This window comes from Moorena sp. SIO3A2, assembly GCF_010672265.1.
Classification (GTDB): domain Bacteria; phylum Cyanobacteriota; class Cyanobacteriia; order Cyanobacteriales; family Coleofasciculaceae; genus Moorena; species Moorena producens.
The window spans coordinates 84,801-105,633 of sequence record NZ_JAAHHC010000010.1 but is presented as its reverse complement, the minus strand read 5'-3'; the positions used below and the strand labels follow the sequence as shown (position 1 = coordinate 105,633).

General features: G+C 43.3%; 18 protein-coding genes and 1 pseudogene. 12 read left to right on the top strand and 7 right to left on the bottom strand.

Features of this window, described 5'->3' with window-relative positions:
* Window positions 1–6: 6 nt before the first annotated feature.
* Window positions 7–1,323, top strand: coding sequence for an RNA-guided endonuclease InsQ/TnpB family protein (locus F6K64_RS13645; protein ID WP_044494271.1), 1,317 nt, complete (start codon window positions 7–9; stop codon window positions 1,321–1,323).
* Between the two features lie 11 nt (window positions 1,324–1,334).
* Here F6K64_RS13645 and sbcD read toward each other — a convergent pair whose 3' ends face one another.
* Window positions 1,335–2,558, bottom strand: coding sequence for an exonuclease subunit SbcD (sbcD, locus tag F6K64_RS13640; protein WP_008187888.1), 1,224 nt, complete (start codon window positions 2,556–2,558; stop codon window positions 1,335–1,337).
* On the opposite strand from sbcD, the gene F6K64_RS13635 reads away from it, so the two are divergent.
* A complete protein-coding gene (locus tag F6K64_RS13635; RefSeq protein WP_044494246.1) occupies window positions 2,551–2,721 on the top strand; it encodes a hypothetical protein in 171 nt (56 codons plus the stop codon). The genes sbcD and F6K64_RS13635 overlap by 8 nt on opposite strands.
* 179 nt (window positions 2,722–2,900) lie before the next feature.
* Here F6K64_RS13635 and F6K64_RS13630 read toward each other — a convergent pair whose 3' ends face one another.
* The gene (locus tag F6K64_RS13630) at window positions 2,901–3,464 is read right to left on the bottom strand and encodes a sll1618 family protein (protein ID WP_324616702.1); all 564 of its coding nucleotides are present in this window, start codon (window positions 3,462–3,464) and stop codon (window positions 2,901–2,903) included.
* Between F6K64_RS13630 and F6K64_RS38225 the strand changes: the two are divergent.
* Both F6K64_RS38225 and F6K64_RS38220 read left to right on the top strand, forming a co-directional pair.
* A pseudogene (locus F6K64_RS38225) lies at window positions 3,450–3,602 on the top strand (hypothetical protein); the annotation flags it as partial. The gene F6K64_RS13630 and the pseudogene F6K64_RS38225 overlap by 15 nt on opposite strands.
* Complete coding sequence (locus F6K64_RS38220) at window positions 3,563–3,685, top strand: hypothetical protein (RefSeq protein WP_353737184.1); 123 nt, start codon at window positions 3,563–3,565, stop codon at window positions 3,683–3,685. The pseudogene F6K64_RS38225 and the gene F6K64_RS38220, both read left to right, overlap by 40 nt.
* Before the next feature lie 165 nt (window positions 3,686–3,850).
* Here the strand turns inward: F6K64_RS38220 and glyS are convergent, their stop codons facing one another.
* The 4 genes from glyS to F6K64_RS13605 all read right to left on the bottom strand — a co-directional run bounded on the left by glyS (window position 3,851) and on the right by F6K64_RS13605 (window position 11,176).
* Window positions 3,851–6,013, bottom strand: a complete 2,163-nt coding sequence (gene glyS, locus F6K64_RS13620) for a glycine--tRNA ligase subunit beta (RefSeq protein WP_044494267.1) — start codon at window positions 6,011–6,013, stop codon at window positions 3,851–3,853.
* 285 nt (window positions 6,014–6,298) lie between these two features.
* Window positions 6,299–7,402: a calcium-binding protein gene (locus F6K64_RS13615; protein ID WP_008187879.1), complete on the bottom strand. Its 1,104-nt coding sequence runs from the start codon at window positions 7,400–7,402 to the stop codon at window positions 6,299–6,301.
* Between the two features lie 1,196 nt (window positions 7,403–8,598).
* A complete protein-coding gene (locus tag F6K64_RS13610; protein ID WP_008187875.1) occupies window positions 8,599–9,771 on the bottom strand; it encodes a tetratricopeptide repeat protein in 1,173 nt (390 codons plus the stop codon).
* A 325-nt stretch (window positions 9,772–10,096) separates the two neighbouring features.
* Window positions 10,097–11,176, bottom strand: a complete 1,080-nt coding sequence (locus tag F6K64_RS13605) for a PIN/TRAM domain-containing protein (RefSeq protein WP_044494244.1) — start codon at window positions 11,174–11,176, stop codon at window positions 10,097–10,099.
* A 390-nt stretch (window positions 11,177–11,566) separates the two neighbouring features.
* Between F6K64_RS13605 and hemW the strand changes: the two genes are divergently transcribed.
* From hemW to F6K64_RS13590, 3 genes are all read left to right on the top strand, one after another.
* Entirely contained in the window at window positions 11,567–12,829 is a 1,263-nt protein-coding gene (hemW, locus tag F6K64_RS13600) for a radical SAM family heme chaperone HemW (protein ID WP_044494242.1), read from the top strand.
* Between the two features lie 61 nt (window positions 12,830–12,890).
* The gene (rsmI, locus tag F6K64_RS13595; protein WP_008187868.1) at window positions 12,891–13,742 is read left to right on the top strand and encodes a 16S rRNA (cytidine(1402)-2'-O)-methyltransferase; all 852 of its coding nucleotides are present in this window, start codon (window positions 12,891–12,893) and stop codon (window positions 13,740–13,742) included.
* 218 nt (window positions 13,743–13,960) lie between these two features.
* Window positions 13,961–14,557, top strand: a complete 597-nt coding sequence (locus F6K64_RS13590; RefSeq protein ID WP_008187866.1) for a YdcF family protein — start codon at window positions 13,961–13,963, stop codon at window positions 14,555–14,557.
* Window positions 14,558–14,962: 405 nt separating this feature from the next.
* Here F6K64_RS13590 and F6K64_RS13585 read toward each other — a convergent pair whose 3' ends face one another.
* Complete coding sequence (locus F6K64_RS13585; protein ID WP_008187864.1) at window positions 14,963–15,274, bottom strand: DUF2288 domain-containing protein; 312 nt, start codon at window positions 15,272–15,274, stop codon at window positions 14,963–14,965.
* A 179-nt stretch (window positions 15,275–15,453) separates the two neighbouring features.
* Here F6K64_RS13585 and F6K64_RS13580 point away from each other — a divergent pair, with 179 nt between their 5' ends.
* From F6K64_RS13580 to F6K64_RS13560, 5 genes are all read left to right on the top strand, one after another.
* Window positions 15,454–18,003 carry a penicillin-binding protein 1C gene (locus tag F6K64_RS13580; RefSeq protein WP_502707912.1) on the top strand — a complete coding sequence of 850 codons (2,550 nt, stop codon included), beginning with the start codon at window positions 15,454–15,456 and terminating at the stop codon, window positions 18,001–18,003.
* An 83-nt stretch (window positions 18,004–18,086) separates the two neighbouring features.
* A complete protein-coding gene (locus tag F6K64_RS13575; RefSeq protein WP_008187856.1) occupies window positions 18,087–18,854 on the top strand; it encodes a class I SAM-dependent methyltransferase in 768 nt (255 codons plus the stop codon).
* Between the two features lie 311 nt (window positions 18,855–19,165).
* A complete protein-coding gene (locus tag F6K64_RS13570; RefSeq protein ID WP_008187854.1) occupies window positions 19,166–19,495 on the top strand; it encodes a hypothetical protein in 330 nt (109 codons plus the stop codon).
* Window positions 19,496–19,976: 481 nt separating this feature from the next.
* Window positions 19,977–20,180, top strand: coding sequence for a hypothetical protein (locus F6K64_RS13565; RefSeq protein WP_131827223.1), 204 nt, complete (start codon window positions 19,977–19,979; stop codon window positions 20,178–20,180).
* Window positions 20,181–20,285: 105 nt separating this feature from the next.
* The gene (locus F6K64_RS13560; RefSeq protein WP_008187850.1) at window positions 20,286–20,621 is read left to right on the top strand and encodes a hypothetical protein; all 336 of its coding nucleotides are present in this window, start codon (window positions 20,286–20,288) and stop codon (window positions 20,619–20,621) included.
* Window positions 20,622–20,833 lie beyond the last annotated feature (212 nt).

Genomic DNA, 20,833 nt, shown 5'->3' with positions numbered 1-20,833 from the left:
TTTATGATGATCATAATTGAATTCAAAGCCTACGGAAAATCGTGCCAATATCAAGCTATTGACGAAGCAATTCGGACAGTAAAGTTTATCCGAAATAGTTGTATTCGTCTGTGGATGGATAATAAGGGCACAGGAAAATATGACCTCAGCAAGTATAGTAAAATACTTGCCAAAGAGTTTCCCTTTGCCAATGAACTGAATTCAACGGCTCGACAGGCTGCGGCTGAGAGAGCCTGGTCATCAATTACTCGCTTCTATGACAATTGCAAGAAAAAAGTACCAGGAAAGAAAGGTTTTCCCCGTTTTCAAAAACACTGTAGATCTGTTGAGTACAAACAATCAGGATGGAAACTTTCCCCTGATAAAAAGTCAATCACTTTCAGTGACAAGAAAGGAATAGGAAAGCTGAAACTCAAGGGTACCTGGGACTTGTGGCGCTTCGATAAAAAATTGATCAAACGGGTTCGCATTGTCACAAGGGCTGATGGGTACTACGTTCAGTTTTGCGTCTCTGTTGATGTAAAAGAGCAATTAGACCCAGCTGATACCACTCTAGGCTTAGATGTAGGACTAAAAGAGTTCTATACCGATTCTAGGGGAAACACTGAACCTCATCCTCGCTTCTATAGGGCAGGAGAGAAGCGTCTAAAATTTTATCAACGCCGAGTATCTCGGAAAAATAAAGGCTCATCTAACCGTAAGAAAGCCATTAATAGATTAGGCAGACAACACCTTAAAATAAGTAGGCAGCGTGAAGAACATGCCAAGAGACTGGTTAGAAGTTACCGTAAGATAGTGGAGCCTTATTACAAAAGATTTAACCCTTTTATGCAAAGCCGAACACCCATAAAGGCTCCACTATCTAAGGTTTCGTCTCCGGCGCGTTGCGTAATCCGGTCTAACGACCTGGTTGCCTATGAAGATTTAAGAGTCAAGAATTTGGTTAAAAACCATTGCCTTGCTAAGTCTATTAATGATGCTGGTTGGTATCAATTTAGAAAATGGTTAGAGCACTTTGGCGAAAAGTTTGGCAGAGTCACTGTTCCAGTCAATCCTGCCTATACAAGCCAGAATTGCTCAGAATGTGGCGAAGTGGTCAAGAAGTCACTATCAACTAGAACTCACGTCTGTGAATGCGGTTGTGAATTAGACCGTGACCACAACGCCGCAATCAATATCCTAAAAAGAGCCTTGGGTACGGTGGGGCACACCGGAACCTGGATCATAGATCAGAACGCTTCGGGAGATCTGGCCTCTACTGTTCTTGGTTCCGGCCAGGAACAGCAAGTCGGGTCGTTGAGCGAAGAATCCCCGTCCTTATAGGGCGGGGAGTGTCAACGATTTTTCTCTAATAGGCATTCTGCAGCTTCTAGCATATCTGCAGCAATATCTCTGAGGTCTTGCCGATTCTCTAGATATGTCGATAACGCATCTATGGGGTCAATACTGTTACCTATACCAAGTTCCGGCAAGCGGGGACGGGCTAGCTGGCTGACTAATTCTGGACGAATGGTATAGTGGTGGGCTGCCCTCAAGGATTCATGTATGGCACTATTGTCAATTAGGTCGAGCTGCTCAGAACGTAGCTTGTAAATCAGCCGGACTATAGCGTTTTTAATAATTTCGTTACCAATAGCGTTTAGTAAAGTACTTTGGGGATCATCTGCTTCAGCAAGGTTGACCTCAATGGTACGGAAGGGACGCACTGACAAGGGACAAAATTCCCACTGAACATGACCTTTGGACAGCTCAATCATGACATAACCTTTGTCTTCCTTCTCTTCACTGAAATCGACCCGCTCAATGCTGCCAGGGTAAATGACTGGCGGGTCATTGGAGTGGTTGAGATTCTGGTGTTGGTGGATGTGTCCTAAAGCTACATAATCAAAGCAGGGTCGAGTCAGCAGCGAGAGCGGAATAGTAAAACCTTTACCAACGGCTAGGAAGCGTTCTGCACCAAATCTAGCTTGGTCTGCCATTAAATGACCTAACAAGACCGTTGGCAGGTTTGGGTCTAGTTGACGAATTTCTGCTTCTAAGATTGGCTCAAGCCGTGAGATCAGGAGTTGGTTAACCTCGGCTAGGGTTAGACCTTCGGTGTCTGGGCGACTGAGAAGGGTGGAGTTGGTTAGCCACGGTAGAGTAATCACCTGTACTCGACCATTGTCGGTTTGAATCTTATGAGTTTCGATGCTATCCCCTACTACAAATCCAGGCACGCCTAAGGTGCGATAAATACATAAGCTAGCACCTCCTTGTCCTTGGGAGTGTTGGTCGTGATTTCCTACTAGTAAAACGGTAGGAATGTTTACATCTACTAAGCGGCGAAATTGATTAGCAAAAGCTTGTTGAACATAAGGTGGTGGTGTGGCATCGGGAAAGGCATCACCGCCAAAAAGAACTAAATCCACAGGTTCGGTAATGGCTCGGTCAATACATTTAGCTAGGGTATTGACAAAATCTTCTAAACGTGTATTGATTCCAGTAGCAGGGTTGATTCGTCCATGGGAGAAACCACTACCCATGTGGATATCAGATAGGTGAAGAATTTTGATCATTAGCCATGATATAGCGCTACGCGCAAGTCAGAAGTCAGAAGTCAGAAGTCAGAAGTCAGAAGTCAGAAGTCAGAAGTCAGAAGTCAAAAGTCAGAAGTCAGAAGTCAGAAGTCAAAAGTCAAAAGTCAAAAGTCAAAAGTCAGAAGTCAGAAGTCAAAAGTAAGCGATTACTTACGTTTTGGAGTTTAGGAGCGATGCAGCGTCAAACATTTGAATGGGTAGTGCTATACTATTAGAAAGTAGACATGATGAGATTAGGAAATAGCAATTAACATTTTTTAAATTGCTATTTTCCTATTAATTGCTATAGTCAGTTTTTGATTTTTGGAAACATCCCTTTGATTATTGGTCAAGAATGTCAGATAAAGCTTCATGAATGACCTGTTTTTGATCAGAATCGTATTTCCAGCGCTTGAGAAATTCTTGGTAGTTGCCAACTCCAGTAAGGGCGCTTTGCCTTAACTGTTGGGCAATGTCAAACAGGCTTGGCATGTTTAGTTGTTTAATGAGATTAGCACTACGCGATCGCACTCGGTCTGATCCTTGAGCCATGTCTTCTTTGCCATTGCGGCGATGGTTCAATGCCATTGCCGCTGACATAGCTAAATTTTTGACTAACAGTTCGGCTACGATTTCGGGGGATGACTCTAGGGCTGTGATCACCTCTGGTGAGGGATTGTCAGCTAAGGTGCTGTCACTGGTAAGGTAGGTGACAAAGAAACCTCTAGCACCATTCTTGCTCTTGACTAAGGATGCGATCGCTTCGGTAATTTCTGGCGATGTTAGTTCCCCTGTTACCATTTTGGTCATTATCGATTCGGTGAATGCGATCGCATCATCAAACGTTACGGTTTCCAAAATCTCCATGGCAGTTCTGAGGCTAGTTCCATAGTGGGTCAGTTTCAATTTGACCACAATTTTAGTAGAACCGCAGATAGAGCTTTTACGATCAATCCCCCAAAGTTATCAGCGGTCAGCGGTCAGCGGTCAGCGGTCAGCGGTCAGTGGTCAGCGGTCAGTGGTCAGTGGTCAGTGGTCAGTGGTCAGTGGTCAGCGGTCAGCGGTCAGCGATCAGCGGTCAGCGGTCAGCGATCAGCCGTCAGCCGTTGGCCTTGGCCTTTAGCTGATTACTGATTACTGATTGCTGATTGCTGATTGCTGATTACTGATTTATTATAGCTGATAGCTGATAGCTAATTACTGATTACTGATTACTGATTACTGCTTACTGCTTACTGATTACTGATTACTGATTACTGATAGCTGATAGCTAATTGCTGACAAACCAAACCCTAACTCTTGACAATTGCTCCAAAATCTGCTAACACACGAGCATGATTCCGCAACAATCCCAACAAATTCAACCGATTACTGCGAATATTGGGGTCAGGATCCATCACCAACACACTCTGGTCACCATCAAAGAAAGTGCTAACTGTAGGAGCAATCTGTTCTAGTGCTTCCACTAATTTCTGATAATCTCGCTCTTCCTGAGACGCTTTAATTTTCGGCACTAATTCCACTAGGGCATCATAAAATGCTTGCTCACAAGATTTCTGGAAGTATTCCGGAGTCACTACTGTTGTTGGTTGTAACTCTTTGGTATCTAAATCCCCTTGTTTAGCTAAACGAGCTGAACGGTTGACAGTTTCATAGATTTTATCCAGCGTACCATTATCTCGGATAGACTGAAGAAACAAAGCGCGATCGCGTACATCTAACACATCAATTAATGCCCTGTTTTGATACTCGGGATCATCTTCTCCTAACACAGCATTCACTAAATCATAGTCAATTTTATTTTCTTCTTGGAGCAGAGTCCGAATCCGTTGTAAGAAAAATTCTTGTAATGACTCTATTGGTGAGTTTTTGTCTGGATAAGCAGCTACAAAATCTGCAGCAATATCTTGTAGCAACTGTTGGAGATTAATCGGTAAGTTGGCATCCCAGGTAATGTTGATAATACCATTAGCCGCACGACGTAGAGCAAAGGGGTCAGAAGAGCCTGTGGGTAACATGCCTAAACCAAAGATACTGACTAAAGTATCTAGCCTGTCTGCTAATCCTACCACTTGCCCGGTCAGGGTTTGAGGTAGAGCATCCCCTGCACCTCTGGGTAAATAATGCTCAAAAATTGCTGTTGCGACTTGCTCAGATTCCCCACTAGTAACGGCATACTTTTGTCCCATTACCCCTTGTAATTCAGGAAATTCATAGACCATCTGGGTAACCAAGTCGGCTTTACACAGTAAGGCCGCTCTTTGAATCTGAGTAATCGCCTCTGGTGAGATTAGATTAGGAGAGTGTTGACGTAACTGGTCAGTAATTTGACTCGCTATCTTTTCTATTCTACCGACCTTTTGGCGTACTGAACCCAAATCTTTCTGAAAAGTGACCTTCTCCAGTTGGGGTAAATAGCTTTCCAAGGGTGAGTCGATATCGGTTTTGTAGAAAAACTGTCCATCGGCTAGCCTGGCTCGGATTACCCGCTCGTTCCCAGTAGCAATAATTTCGGATTTAGCCGGGTCACCGTTACCAATAGTAATAAAATAGGGGATAAGTTCAGTAGCCGCTTCGGTTTTGAATACTGGGAAGTAGCGCTGATGAGACACCATCTCTGTGGTGACCACTTCTTGAGGTAAATTCAAGAATTCTGAGGAAAATTTACCTACTACTGCTGTCGGCCATTCCACTAAATTAGTGACTTCTTCCCATAACTCAGGGTACAGAGGGGTATAACCACCTAATTGTTTAGCGGCTGATTCCACTTGTGATTTGATTGTCTCGCGACGTGCTTCAGGGTTGACCTCTACATAAGCATTGCGCAAATAGGACTGATAATCTGTTGCTTGGGGAATCTCTACTGGTTTGGGAGACAAGATCCGATGACCACTGGAAATGCGATCGCTTTTTATAATCTCGGCATTATTATCTAACTCTACCGGTAGCACTACATCATCCAAAAGTGTGACTAGCCAGCGAATCGGACGGGGAAACTTTAAATCTCCATTGGCCCAGCGCATGAACCGTCTTCCTTCCAATCCAAATATCCATTGGGGAATCAGTTCCGTTAAAATTTCCGTAGCGGGGCGACCGGATATCTGTTTCTGAACAAAGACAAATTCGCCTTTAGCCGTATCTCTGAGGAATAGATTATCTACCTCTACCCCCTGTTTACGGGCAAACCCAATCGCTGCTTTAGTAGGTTGGCCATCCTTAAACGCTGCCTTAGCTGGTGGTCCTTTAACCTCTTCTTCTCGGTCGGGTTGCTTTTGAGGTAATCCTTTAATGATAACTGCTAAGCGGCGAGGGGTGCCGTAAATCTCAATTCCTTCTGGAGTAAGAAAGTACTCATCCAGGGTTTGGGGAATTCTCGATTGCCACTGTGCGATCGCACTATCCACAAAATCTGCGGGTAATTCTTCTGTACCGACTTCTAATAAAAATGTAGACATAGGGAACTGATTACTAATCAAAACCATAATCTTTAACTACCAATTCCCCCAGTGTACCTCTTGAGATTCTAGACCTGGTTATGATAGTTTTCACAGAAAAACCAGAGTTACAGCGACTGTCGCCAAACTCGACCTCAAACGCCCTTATGTAGTTAGCATCAGTAGTAGGGGCGTACGACGTGCGCCCCTAAAAGTATAGTTATTGCGTAAATGCTGAGTTAGAAACCGTCGGGAAAAAACAGGTTGACTCAGAGTTACACTCACAGATCAAGCTAAATCAGATAACTAAATCGTCAGAAAGTTGCTAGCGCTGGCAATAGTGCTAACTTGTGCATTATTCACAACTGCTAAGACTTCACTGTTAGCAGAGATTTCCACATCACCACCACTTTGGTTAAACGTCAAGTTACTAAAAGTCAAGGCACCAGACAGACCCAGGAACATCTTACCAGCCTCAAAGTTAATGATAGTATCAGTTCCTTTGCGTGCTTCTAGGACAACAATATCCTGACCACCCCCAAGCCTGATCGTATCGTTGCCAAAGCCACCAACAACGAAATCATTACCAGTGCCAGTGTCTATGAAGTCATTACCGATACCCCCATAAACTGAGTTACTGCCTCCGGAGGAGAATATCCGGTCATTACCAGTGCCGCCATAAATGTTGTCAGAGTTGGAACCGCCGAAAATCAGGTCATCTCCAGCACCACCATAGAGAATGTTTACTCCCTCACTGCCAAAGATTGTGTCATTACCACCTTGACCGTAGATTGTGTCATTATCAGCAGTACCGAAAAGAGTTTCATCGTTGCTTGTGCCTACAATTACTTCATCTTTCGGCACAACTTTCAAGTTATCCACTAGTAGGGCGGATTCCAATAACTCATCTTCTACATCCACCACTGCCATACCTACTAGATAAGTACCAGAAGTTGGGAATTTGTAGGTAAAGGTATTGTAGTCTGTTTCCTGACGAAATCCTGTAGGAGACAGGAGAAATGAACTATTTGTATCTGCGAGGTTAAATAAAACGTTTGGGGTGATGGAGACAAAGGCAAAATCCTTGAAGGTGGAGTCAGGGGTAAGCTCATCAGTGAGGAAGTTAAAGTCGAAGCTCAAAACATCTCCAGCGTTGACTGTAATAGGTTTTAGCTTGAGAGCGGATCCTTCTTTGGCATCCCCATTGCCAAAACCATCTATAGTGCCTGGGTTCAAACCCAAGAGGTTTTCAAGTTCGCTATCACTTACAGAACCCACATCATTAGTAATTAAAGCCTGAAATTTTCCCTGAGAAGGGATACTGCCAAATGCCGCTGTCTCAATGCTGGCATCGCCGATAGTGTTCCAATTTATGAAGTCGCCAGTCTCAAATCCAAAAATAGTAGTCATCATATTTTGTCTTTGGTAGATTAAATTATTGACACAAGAAGGTCATTGCAGACAAACAAATTTTGACTAAGCTCACCTCAAGGCATCATAAGTTGATACACCAGTTGATACACCAGTTGATACACCAGTTGATACACCCTAATTCAGACTCGTAAAACCGATAAAGTTTTCGTAGATTCCCCTTTAAATCAACGTTTAAATGTTGGAGTATTCATGAAAAATTCAAATACCTTAAGGTGTCTTATTTTTTTACCCTGAAAATTTTTATATTTTGCTTGACTTGACTATTTATCAATTTATCAATTCTTTTTTTAAAGAAAAATACTTTTATTTAAAGTATTCGTAAAGTTAAGACTAAACTTGTTCAAGTTTTAGTTAAAATTAGGGAATCACAGTTAGCTAGGTAACGCCCATAAACTAGATACCATCAGTTATCCGGGGAATCTTCACAGATTTCAGGGATCGTAACACTGCCAAAGTCAGCAGCATCGATTCATTCACAATAGGTTTGATTACTTGTATAGCGGTTTTCAATTTGGTGAGGTACACAATTTTGGGATTTTAGGGAACAGGAATCCCCCCTAACCCCAGGGCTGTTTCTTGGGTCCGACTAAAATGTGATAGGTGCGCTTTCCGGAGACAAAACCTTGAAGAGTGGTTTGAAGTTACCGTAAGACAGGCTCGCTTTATTCCACGAGTTTTAACCCTTTTATGCATAGCCTGCCGACGCTCATTGGCGAGCCTGTCTAAGGTTTCATCTGAGGCCTTATTACAAAAGTTTTAACCCTTTTACCTATAGCCAGTAACCCATAAAGGCGACCCTCTGAATGCGGTAACTTCGTTCCCGCATTCAGAATTAAATTCCCTCAAGGCCCGCGCCTCCTAGGCCGGGGAACCCGGCCTAGGGTCGCGCCTTCGGGTCGCACCTTTGGATAGGAGGTGGGGAGAAACGGGAGAAACGGGAGATAGCGGTGCGAAGCACCGTCGGGGAATTTTTTTTAATAAAAAGGTATTTTTATTAAAAAAACCCTCTCCCCAGCACCCCACCTCCCTTTCACCCGATTGACCTGACAATTTATTCCAAATAATGAAACAGCCCTGGCATAACACCAAAAAAATCTCGTATTTCTTTTCTACTGTTCTCTGTTCCCTGTTCCGGTGATCCGCTGTTCCCTGTTCCCTAATACTTAATAAGATTAAACCTGAAATCCCATAGCCTGAAGTCCCTGACGAAGACGCTGAGCTTCAGCTGGGTTATCGGTTTCGTGAAGTGCGATCGCTTTTTTAAAGGCTGATAAACTCTGATCAACCTTGCCCAGTTTAAGCCAAACCACTCCCAAGTTTTGATAAGCCTCTCCATACTCTGGGTTGAGTTGAATCGCTTGCTGATAGGATGCGATCGCATTTTCCATCTGACCCAAAGCCTTCCAAGTCATGCCCAGATTATTATGTCCAAGGGCAAAACTTGGGTCTATCTTCACTGCCATTTCATAGGCGGTTTTGGCGTGATTCAACTCCCCTGCTTGTAACAACAAACTGCCCAAGTTATTGTAAGCTCCTAATTTCAACTGGGGCAAAATCGGTTGTTGGATCGCTTGTTGGTAATGTATTGCTCCTGAATTAAGCTCTCCTTGGCGAGTATAAGCATTCCCCAGATGGTAGTGCAGTTCAAATAATACCGCTGGCTCTAGCTCAGTGCCAGTTAAACCACGCTTGAGTAACTCCAGACCCTGGTCTACTTGATTATTTTGAATATAAAGCGCCCCGAGTTTACTACACACATAAGCATCAAACGGATGACTAGCCAGATAGCCTTCCATCGCCGTAAGCGCTCTAGTCAACTTATCCCGTGATGCGATCGCATCATCGCTATAACCGTAGTGTAAGATTGCCACCTGGGATAGAGACACCACCTGCCATTGGGGTTCTCGTTGTAACATTTGCGCTACAGTATCATCCACCATAGCATGATAGGGGCGAGAAAAGCGAATCTCTGGGTGATAGCGAAACAAACGGGACACCAGAGAATAGGGAGATTGAGTTGCACCCACTTCTTGCCGGACTAGATTAATAACTAGATAGGAACTATTTTGGATTGCCTGCTTAATTTCCGGTACAACTTCCGGTTTCAACACTTCATCAGCATCCAACACCAGCACCCATTCCCCTTGCACATACTTCAATGCCTGATTGCGAGCAGCTGCAAAATCATTACACCATTCAAACTGATAAACTCTAGCACCATAGCTTTGCGCCACCTCAATCGTTCGATCCGTTGAACCTGTGTCTAGGACGACCATCTCATCCACTACATCCTTGACACTACTCAAACATTGTGGTAATGATTCTTCCTCATCTTTAACAATCATGCATAGGCTAAGCATGGCATTAGTCATTGGTTAGGAGGTTTAAGGTTAGCCAGTTGAAGGTTAGGAGGTTGAAGGTTAGGCGGTTGATGATTGACGGTTAGACGGTCGATGGTGAGACGGTTGATGGTGAGACGGTTGTTGAGGATTAGAGGCTTAAGAAGAGCAAACCTGGATTTATAACATTCAAGCTGTAAGGTAAGCTACAAGGGACGCCAAGGGCAAACAACCTGCAACCTTCAACCTGCCAACCTGCAACCTGTAACCTGCAACCTTCAACCTGCCAACCTGCCAACCTGCCAACCTGCCAACCTATAAAACACCAATATCAAACCGTAACCGAAGCTTTAGGTCGAGCAAAAATCATCCTACCTGCTGAAGTCTGCAACGCTGAGGTAACAATCACTGGCAGTTCAACACCCATGTGTTTATACCCTTCTTCCACCACTACCATTGTGCCATCATCTAGATAACCAACTCCCTGGGTAGGTTCTTTACCCCCCTTAAGGATTTTCAGCTCTAGGATGTCACCTGGTAGATACAGAGGACGCACGGCTTGGGCTAAATCATTGACATTCAACACTGGCACCTTTTGGAGGTTAGCCACTTTACTCAAGTTGTAATCATTGGTTAAAAGAGTGCCATTAATTTCCTGGGCAAAACGTACCAATTTGGTATCTACAGTTTGTAGGTCATCGTAATCAGCCGAATGAATCACCAAGCGTTCTGGATAAACGGCTTGCATCCGATTTAGGATATCTAGGCCCCGTCGTCCCCGAGTGCGCTTCTGATCATTGGCAGCATCGGCAAGTTGCTGCAATTCTAGTAAGACAAACTGGGAAACCAGAATTTGACCTTCGATAAAACCCGTCTCAAGCAGTGCTTCGATCCGACCATCAATGATACTGCTAGTATCTATAATTTTACTTGAGGCTGATTTGAGGGTGCCTTCTGCCACTAAAACTGATTCCAGGCTGTTAGGATTGATCAGCTGCAAGAAGGTGCGACCATGGGTATCGGCTAGACTAACCCCCAAGAACGAAAACATCACACTTCCTAAAATGGCAGTCAGGGGTTTGATGAAGGAAAATTCCGAGGGGATGGGGAGTAAGAAAATCGGCGCTAGCATCAAATTAGCTAACAGCAGTCCCAGGATCAGACCAATAGACCTGGTTAAAATCACCTCCATTGGCATTTTTCGCACTTGGGCTTCTACCCGACGGTAACTTACTTGGGCCATTAACCCTAGTGCTAGTCCGATAATGGCACCAAAGCATGCAGTAGTCGAGCGTAACGCTGTCAAATTGCTGACTTGATCTTGCACATGACCGGGTAGCAATTCCACACTGTCGAAGCCTATGCTTGCTGCTGCTATGATAAATAAAAGTATAATGACGAAGTCAAGCATTCTTCCTTTCCAATTGGTTTTGTAGTTGTTTTTTTAGGAAAACTTTTTAAACGATTGCATAAACTGTCGTCAACGTGATAGTCAACAACACTATTTAGTATATCCTTTATATCGCTGTATTCTCTGATCCGACTTAGCTTCATTAAACCGTTGAATTGCCTAGGCTAACCGAGGGATAGCTTGGGCAATTATATTCGCTGGAGTTATCTGCTCAAGGGAGTTACAGGTTTCCTACTGTTGACTCTTCTTAAGGGGGGAATCTCGCTCCGGAGGAGATTGAGGTTAGCCAAAAGATGATCACAAAACTAATAAAAAATTTATTTAATTAATAACTGTTCATCCCAACGGTCGGATTGGCTTACCTGATTGAAGTATTACCGTAAAAAGCCCGTGGTCAATTTATTACATAATTCTGAGAAAGATTGCGATTCTTTAAGAGTCAGTGCCGCCTATGTTCATATTCCCTTTTGCCGACGCCGATGCTATTACTGTGATTTTCCAGTCTCTGTGGTAGGGGATAAGGCCACACAGAGTACCTCTAGCATGATTGACCAGTATGTCGAGGTGTTATGTCAGGAAATTAATATCACTCCACCGACCACAAGCAGTTTAGACACAGTTTTCTTTGGAGGTGGAACCCCCTCTCTGCTGACAGTTGAACAACTAGCCAAAATCCTCGACACCTTGGACAGGCGCTTTGGAATTGCAGCTGATGCCGAGATTTCCATGGAGATGGATCCAGGAACCTTCAACAAGGATCAGTTAACGGGATACCGAGATTTGGGGGTCAATCGAGTCAGCTTAGGGGTTCAGGCATTTCAAGATAAATTATTGAGCAATTGTGGCCGTACCCATGACTCTAAAGATATAGTCACTGCTATCGAACTGATCCATCAAGTAGAGGTTCCCGAATTTAGTCTTGATTTAATCTCTGGTCTACCGGCTCAAACCCTAGAACAATGGCAGGAGTCTCTGGAAATAACGGTCAAGATTGCCCCTACCCACATTTCCAGCTATGACCTAGTCCTTGAGCCTGTGACTGCCTTTGGCCGCCAGTACACCTCTGGAACTAAGCCGTTACCGACTGATGAAACCACTGTCATGATGTACCGCTTAGCACAGCAGGTGTTTACTAGTGTGGGGTACGAACATTATGAAATTTCTAACTATGCCTTGCCTGGTCATCAATGCCGTCACAATCGGGTCTATTGGGAAAACCGCCCTTATTACGGTTTTGGCATGGGTGCGGCTAGCTATACTCAAGGATATCGGTTCACTAGACCACGCACGAGGCGGGAGTATGATGCTTGGGTGGAACAGTTACTAGAAGCGGGTGGGGTTTGGGATGGCTCACCCACGACTTCAGAGGATGTGTTGTTAGAAACCCTAATGCTAGGTCTACGCTTGGCAGAGGGGTTGAGTCTATCTATGCTAGCTCAGAGGTTTGGGGAAAAAATTCTGGAACAGATTTGGATGGGTTTGCTGCCATACTACGGTTGTAACTGGGTAGAGGTTGTGGGAGATAATGGCGAAAGGGTTAATTTAACCTATGGTCAGAGGTTACCAGTGGCGGGAGGGTTGAGATTAACTGACCCGGAAGGGTTTTTGTTCTCGAATACCATTCTGGCTGACTTGTTTCATCTTTTGGGGTAGGAGCCCGTGATTTGTTGATTAACCGCAAAGACGTAAGGGATGGCGAAGAAGACAAGTGGGAATGCTTTATGTGGTGGGAACACCAATTGGTAATTTGCAGGATATGACGTTTCGGGCAGTGGAAATTCTGCAATCGGTGGATTTGATTGCTGCGGAAGATACGCGCCATACCGGGAAGCTATTGCAGCATTTTCAAATTAAAACGCCGCAAGTGAGTTACCACGAACACAATCACGACCAGCGTTTACCCGAGTTGTTGAATCGCCTGGGTCAAGGAAATACCATTGCGTTGGTGACGGATGCTGGGATGCCAGGCATTTCTGACCCTGGCTATAAATTGGTGAAGGCTGTTATTGAGGAGGGGATATCGGTAGTGCCAATACCAGGTGCTACTGCTGGAATTACGGCATTAAGTGCTGCGGGACTACCGACAGACCGATTTGTGTTTGAAGGCTTTTTACCCACCAAGGGTCAAAGTCGAAAAAAACGTTTAGACTCTCTCAAGGGGGAACCAAGAACGTTGATTTTGTATGAAGGGCCTCACCGTGTGCTTAATACGTTGCGAGATTTGGCAAACTGTTTGGGAGAAAATCGTAGAATTGTATTAGCTAGGGAATTAACCAAACTGCATGAGGAGTTTTGGCGGGGAACTATTGGGGAGGCGATCGCTCATTTTACTCAGCTAGAACCCAAGGGAGAGTTTACCCTAGTAATTGGTGGAGCTTCCCAACAAAAGCCTATGTTATCAAAAGCTGAACTAGAAGCTCAATTGACAGAGATTATGGCTCAGGGAGTATCGCGATCCCAAGCGAGTCGTCAGTTAGCTAAGCTAACTCAACTCCCCCGACGTCAACTCTATCAGCTAGCGTTGACAATTCCTTCATCAGTTTTTCCGGTCAAGGACCAAGACTAAGCTTGATTGGTAAATCTTTCTAAATTTTTTAGTTTTTGTTGATTAACAAGTAGCAAGTAACAAGTAGCAAGTAACAATCAACAAGTAACAAGTAGCAAGTAACAAGTAGCAAGTAACAAGTAGCAAGTAGCAAGTAATGACTAATCCCTAAAGAAAGCTGCTTTCCTTGCGCTTTGAGTTAAACAACGCCATCTATCTATTCGACATCCATTCGAGTTATGATTTTCAGGATTCACTCCCACTCATCAGCCCCTAACTATAAAGCTAAATTAATACCATGGGTGACACTCGTTTTAGCAATGACTCTGATGTTTGGTTACAAAAGGATTGAAAGCTATTTAGTGCAACCAAAAGTTGCCTTAGTTTTAGGGGGATCTGAATCGCGGGAGAGATATGCTGCCAAATTTGCCATAAAGCACCCAGACCTCAACATTTGGGTATCTTCCGGCAGCCCGAAGGGATATGCTAAACGGTTATTTACCCGGGAAGGAATTGAGGTCAGTCGCCTCCACCTAGACTACAAAGCGGTGGATACGGTGACTAACTTTACCACGTTAGTGGATCAGTTAGAAGCTCAGGACATCGATAGTGTCTATTTGATTACTTCTGACTATCATATGCGCCGTGCTCGCTTGATTGGTGATATCGTGCTTGGCAGTAGAGGAATTGTTCTCAAGCCGTTACCTGTTCCTTCCGGAAAGTCTCCTGAACCCTTTGAAAAAGCTTTGCGAGATGGGGCTAGGGCGTTGCTGTGGTTGACGACAGGTCATACAGGGGCTGAATTAGGCCAAGCCTCGAAAAGGTTAATCAATTGACACTCCCCGTCCTAGAATAACGGGGATTCTTACTTGGCCGTAGGCCACGCTACGCGAACAACGAGCTGTCTTGCGTATAGCAGGTCGGAACCAAAAAAAGTAGAGGACAATTCGACCTAAGCGTGCTTGATCATGGATCTAGGTTTCGGTGTGCCCCACCGTACCTTTTTTATATATAGATAGATAGATACTTTTTTTTATCTAAATTTTTCATAGACCTTTAAGTCGTTAGACCAAATTACGCAATATGTATCACAGACATATTTTTTACGTTGCCTACTTATGGTTAGATAGTATCTATCTAGTTTTTTAGTTTATTGTTATAGACTTTTAAAATAGCACACCTAGTACAAACTGTCAAGGCCATTGTTTAAAAAAAAGCCGTCCTATAAGGACGGGGCGCGATTACCCAAATTTTTTGGTAAAGTCCGTTGAGAGTTCTTGCACCAGTACGTAGGGTTGTACAATCAGAGCCTGAAACCGCTTGTTCTGGTTGCTGTTCCAATTAGAGAGTTGCTCAAGTAAAGGCTTGTGCATTAGCTGCTCACTGATCCAATGTTGGACAGATAGCACATCATCATTTGCGATCGCTACCCCAACATCCAACAAATCCAGTCCCTCATTCACCACCAATACTGCATCTCGTTTCACATGAGGAATCAGTAAGTCCCAGGTTGTCTCATCCAGAGATTCCGCCAATTGTACTCTTAAATCCATGTTTAATTCAAGGTTTTCTTAATAGTTCTTTAAACATACAGTAAAATTGCTCCGATGCTTTGTTTGATTTAACTATTTGATCAAAGCTCTAATCACCTCAGGTTTCCACCTCAGCCTTCCTCTAACCATTGAGTTATAACGGTTCTCATAGTAATGAGCTACACAAGATTGTTTCCCTGATGAGAAATTCGATTAACATCATCAAACAGAAAATGTGGTTGAGGCTGAATCCCAAACATCGGCGTGCTGTAAAACTATTCCTTGGCTTGGCGCTGCTTGGCATCACGGTGCGTACGCTTCCCTATCTCGCTCCCATTCGTGCTAAAGATTTAGTTCAAGATGACCTAGCGGTAGAATTTCGTGATCGCAATGGTTTATCCCTAGGCACTATCCTCAGTCGAGACCAAGACCATACTGCGGTTGTCCCTCTCGATCAAATTTCCCAGCACTTTATCCATGCTATTCTCGCCGCAGAAGATGGAGAGTTTTATCACCATGGGGCATTAGAGATGCGGGCAATTATGCGATCGCTAATTGAAGCCATTGAGGCGAAACGCATTGTCAGTGGTGCTTCCACCATCACCATGCAACTGGCACGGATGCTGGAACCCAACCCCCGCACTCTACCTGCCAAATTCCAAGAAATTTGGCTATCCTGGCGATTAGCAGCAGGGATGAGTAAAGATGAAATCTTGGCAGCCTATATCAACCGACTCCCCATGGGTGGCAATATCTATGGCTTAGAAGCTGCTGCTCGGATTTATTTTGGCATGCCCGCCAGTGAACTCAATGTTGCTCAAGCCAGCCTATTAGCTGGTCTACCCAATAATCCTAATTATCTCAATCCTTATTATTACTGGGATGCTGCCAAACGGCGGCAAATCTATGTGCTCAAGCGCATGGTAGAAGATGGCTATATCACCGCTACTCAAGCAGACCAAGCCTATGAAGAAGCCATTTCCCTACTACCTCGACAGCAAGGAATAATTGCCGCGCCACACTTTTTATTCTTGGTTGCCAACCAATTACCATCAGAACATCCCTCCCAAATTCGTACTACTATCGACCGTCCCCTACAGGAATTTGTTGAAGCCCAAGTGCAGCAAGTAGTTCGCGACCTTGCCCATAAAAATGTCCATCACGCTGCTGCTATAGTCATTGAGAATCAATCCGGTGAAGTATACGCCTATGTCGGCTCTCCCGATTACTTTTCCGAAGCTGAATTAGGACGCAATGACGGAGTCCAAGCCCTACGTCAACCCGGTTCCACCCTCAAGCCTTTTTTATATCAATTAGCCCTAGAGCAACGAATTATTCGTCCTAACACCGTCTTAGCTGACATCCCCACCTATTACCCGATTCCCGGAGCTAGACTCTACAGTCCCACCGATTACAGCGAAACCTTCCTCGGACCAGTTCGCATTCGTATTGCTCTAGCCAATTCCCTTAATATCCCAGCAGTTAGGGTATTGGAAAAAGTTGGAGTATCAAACTTTCTGTTGCACTTACATCAACTAGGCTTTGAACACCTAACCCAGTCTCCAGAACATTATGGATTAGGATTAACCCTAGGTAGTGGCGAAGTCAGTCTTTGGGAACTAGCTCGCGCCTACCTCACCCTAGCACGACTTGGAAAACCCACATCCCTTGTCACTAAGCTATCTAGCCCCTCGCCAAATAGGGATGATTTGTCGGTTTACGGAAGAGCAGGAATGGCGCGAAGCAAACAATTGTCAGATCATCCCCCAAGTACGCAAAGCCCACTATTCAACCTTAAACCAAATAACCTCCAACCTCCTAACCTTCAACCTCCTAACCTTCAACCTCCTAACCTTGGCCAAAAGGCCACGCTACGCGAACAACATTCAACCCTTTCAACCTGGGCATTAATCACAGATATACTGAGTGACCCTCAAGCTCGTGCTCAGGGGTTTGGTGTCGATTCAGTACTGAATTTACCTTTTCCCGCTGCCGTTAAAACTGGCACCTCTTCTAATTTCCGAGATACTTGGACTGTGGGATTCACGAAAAACTATACCGTTGCCACTTGGGTAGGCAATTTTAATGGTGAGCCCATGGAACAAGTGTCTGGGGTGATTGGTGCTGCTCCCCTCTGGCATCGGATTATGTTACACCTGCATCAATCTCAAGAACCTGCTCCGTTTCAAGCTCCTCCCGGTTTAGTCCAACGTCCAGTGTGTGCCCTTTCCGGTTTGCGTCCCACTCCTGCTTGTCCAACTGTTGTCCAGGAATACTTCTATCCAGACGACCTCCAGGATTACGAACGTCAATCCGATACGTTTTATCAGATGACCAGTGTTGGAGCTAATCAGCAATCGCCCCAGTACATCGTTAATTTACCTGATGAATACAACGAGTGGTTAGCAAGACAACCCCAAGGAAATCTAGCGCCAGGAAAACTGAAAATTTTGTCTCCTCGGGAGGGGGATTTGTACATGCTCTACCCTACTGAATCGGATCAAGATAGCAATAGTGCTGTTCAACGGCTAGAGTTCAAGGTGGCTGGGGTAAAGTCTGAGTCGGTCGAGTGGTGGTTGAATGGTGAAAAGCTAACTACCAACTCATCCAATTCCTTCTTTTGGCCTCTCGGTCCTGGGGATTGGACATTGGAAGTAAAAAGCGGTGACATTAGCGATCGCGTCACTTTCAAGGTGCAGTTAGCAGAAAACCCACCAACTCGCCGGGGGTTTTCTATTGCTGGTCCTTAGTGATTTGTTAATTGTAAATAGTTAATTTATAATCTACGTGCATTCATCGGTTATACCCAGGACTTTCACTGGTTCGATTTTCTATGGCAAACTTCACGAAATATATCTTGGCAGTTGCGATCGCTGTCTTACTCATCCCATTTTTAGTGCTAACGAATTATACCTATACTGGGGAACTAAAATCAAACATCAATGCTAGTGAAGTTTACAAAATCCGCTCTTTTCATAGCAAAGATGGCATTGGCAAATTCTATATGGGTCGAGAAATTGCTAAAGTAATGGGACATCAGGAAATGTTATGGCTGGAACGCCCTAGCAGGGAATCCCAAGAGCAACCTTCTGTAGTTATTGATGCTCTTAATTTAAGACCTACAGATACTGTTGCAGATATTGGAGCAGGCACTGGTTATTTTAGCTTTCGAATCGCTCCGTTGGTACCTGAAGGAAAAGTATTAGCAGTAGACATTCAGCCAGAAATGATCGACGTTATTGACTTTTTAACAGAAGACAACAATGTTAATAACGTCGAGACAATATTAGGAAGTTTGACTGACCCTAAACTTCCTGAAAATAGCATTGATTTAGCCTTAATGGTAGATGTTTACCATGAGCTTGAATATCCCCGAGAAATGATGGAATCGATTGTTAAAGCTCTTAAAACAGAGGGAAGAGTTGTGCTAGTAGAATATCGCAAGGAAAACCCACTTATTCCTATTAAGGGCTTGCATAAAATGACTCAGAAGCAAGTTAAAAAAGATATGGAATCCATTAATTTAATTTGGCAAGAAACCAATAATGATTTACCCAGCCAACATTTGATGGTGTTTCAAGTTAGTGACAAGTCATTATAGCGGTTTTAAATTCGTTGAGGTATTGACTATAAGTAAATTTTAGCCAGTAGACAGTAGGCAGTAGGTAGTAGGTAGTGGTAATACATAGCTAGTTGATTAACTATTGCGTCTTGCCTCTTGCCTTTTCTTAAGAGATTTTTTTCACAAAAAGAAAAATCCTATAGCTTATCTTGCGAGTAACAAGGTTTTTGTGTTAATGGAATGTCGGTGATAAAAATCAGACCAGAAGTTGATTCAGATCACAATAACTTACTGAAACTCTATTTACATTGAATGAAATGAATGAAATTAAATTCCGGAGGAATAAGTAGGTGCTAGAAAAGTTAAACGAGATTAAATCAACTCTAAAAGATATAGGTGAAAAAGTTGATCAGATAGCTGATAAAGTCGAGGCTGGGGTAAAGCCAAAATTTAAGTGTAATGTTGATCATAACAACATTAATGTTAAAGAGCATAACAGCTGTTATGACAAAGTAAAAGAACTTGGCTATAAGCAGTTGATTGTAGAAAATGATGGTTGTATTGGAGCCCCCAATCTATATCGGTATAAAGTTCTTGATAACGACGAAAATAAAGTCGCTGAATTTTATACATTAAAAGGAGTCAAGGACTATTTAGAGAAACAACCTAAAAAGGCTTAAGCATCGGATAATCTTGATTTTAAATTGGTGATAATTTATCGTTTCAGGAGTTTTGCATCTACAGTTTCATCAAGAGTTTAATCAAGAAATACTGACATTTTTGATTCAGGGGTTTTGCATCTACAGTTTCATCAAGAGTTTAATCAAGAAATACGGACATTTTTAATTCACTGGACTTTAGAGTAAATTTTGGGTTTTAACGAAACTTGATAAAAAGTAATTAGGAATAGAAACCAATGCCTCAAGCACCAAAGAGTGTTTGAGATAGTCTTGAGCGATTTAATTATTTGTCTTTTTTGCCGAGTTTGGATTAGGGCTGCGTTATCGAAACTTTTCAACTCGTCTTGTGTACACAAAATTCCATCATAGCACTGCCTGAGCACAAGTGGTTTAAAAATTGTTGTAATAACTATTTATCAAGGGTTTCAGTTGAGTAAGTCAATGTGACTACTCAAGGGAAGCCAAGGGGTGCATCTCATTTTTGCTGTTTGACACGGTGGTGCGTTACGGGGCGGGCTATCCAAACCCTGACTACGAGGCGAAAAATGAAGGCTCCCCTAACACACCCTGTCTTGATGCAGTCGCTCATGGGGGAAACCCCCAAGACCGCGCTGCATCGCTACGCAAAATTTTCAAATATGAGATGCAGGGAAGCCAAGTTTCTGGTGAACGAGAATTAGTCTAAACTCCAGTGATAAAGATCAGAGCAAAAGTTGATTTATATCACAAACACTTACTGAAACTCTATTTACATTGAATGAATGAAATTCAATTCCGGAGGAATAAGTACATGCAAGAAGACTTAAACGATATTAAATCAAGGGTAAAATCTCTAGAGGAAAAAATTGCTCAGAAAGCTGATAAAGTAGAGGCTGAGGTCAAGCCAAAATTTAAGTGTAATGTTGATTATAACAAAATTGATGTTGAAGAGCATAACAGCTGTTATGATAAACTCAAAGAACTTGGCTATGATTTAGTTATGGAAAATGATGGTTGTATTGGCCCCCCAGGTCTATATCGGTATAAAGTTCTTGATAACGACGGAAAAAAAGTCAAGGATTTTTATAAATTAGAAGGAATCAAGGAGTTTATAAAAAAAGAAGAAAAACGCTTAAGTATCTCATAATATTGATTTTAAATTGGTCATAATTTGTCTTTTCAGGAGTTTTGCATCTACAGTTTCATCAATATTTGAATCAATAAATATGGACATTTTTAATTCAGGAGTTTTGCATCTACAGTTGTATCATAGAACATAACCCTTACCTTAAATCATTAGGTCCTAGTCCAAAGTCATCACTTAATTCAACCCACATCATTTCTAATTATGAAATAATT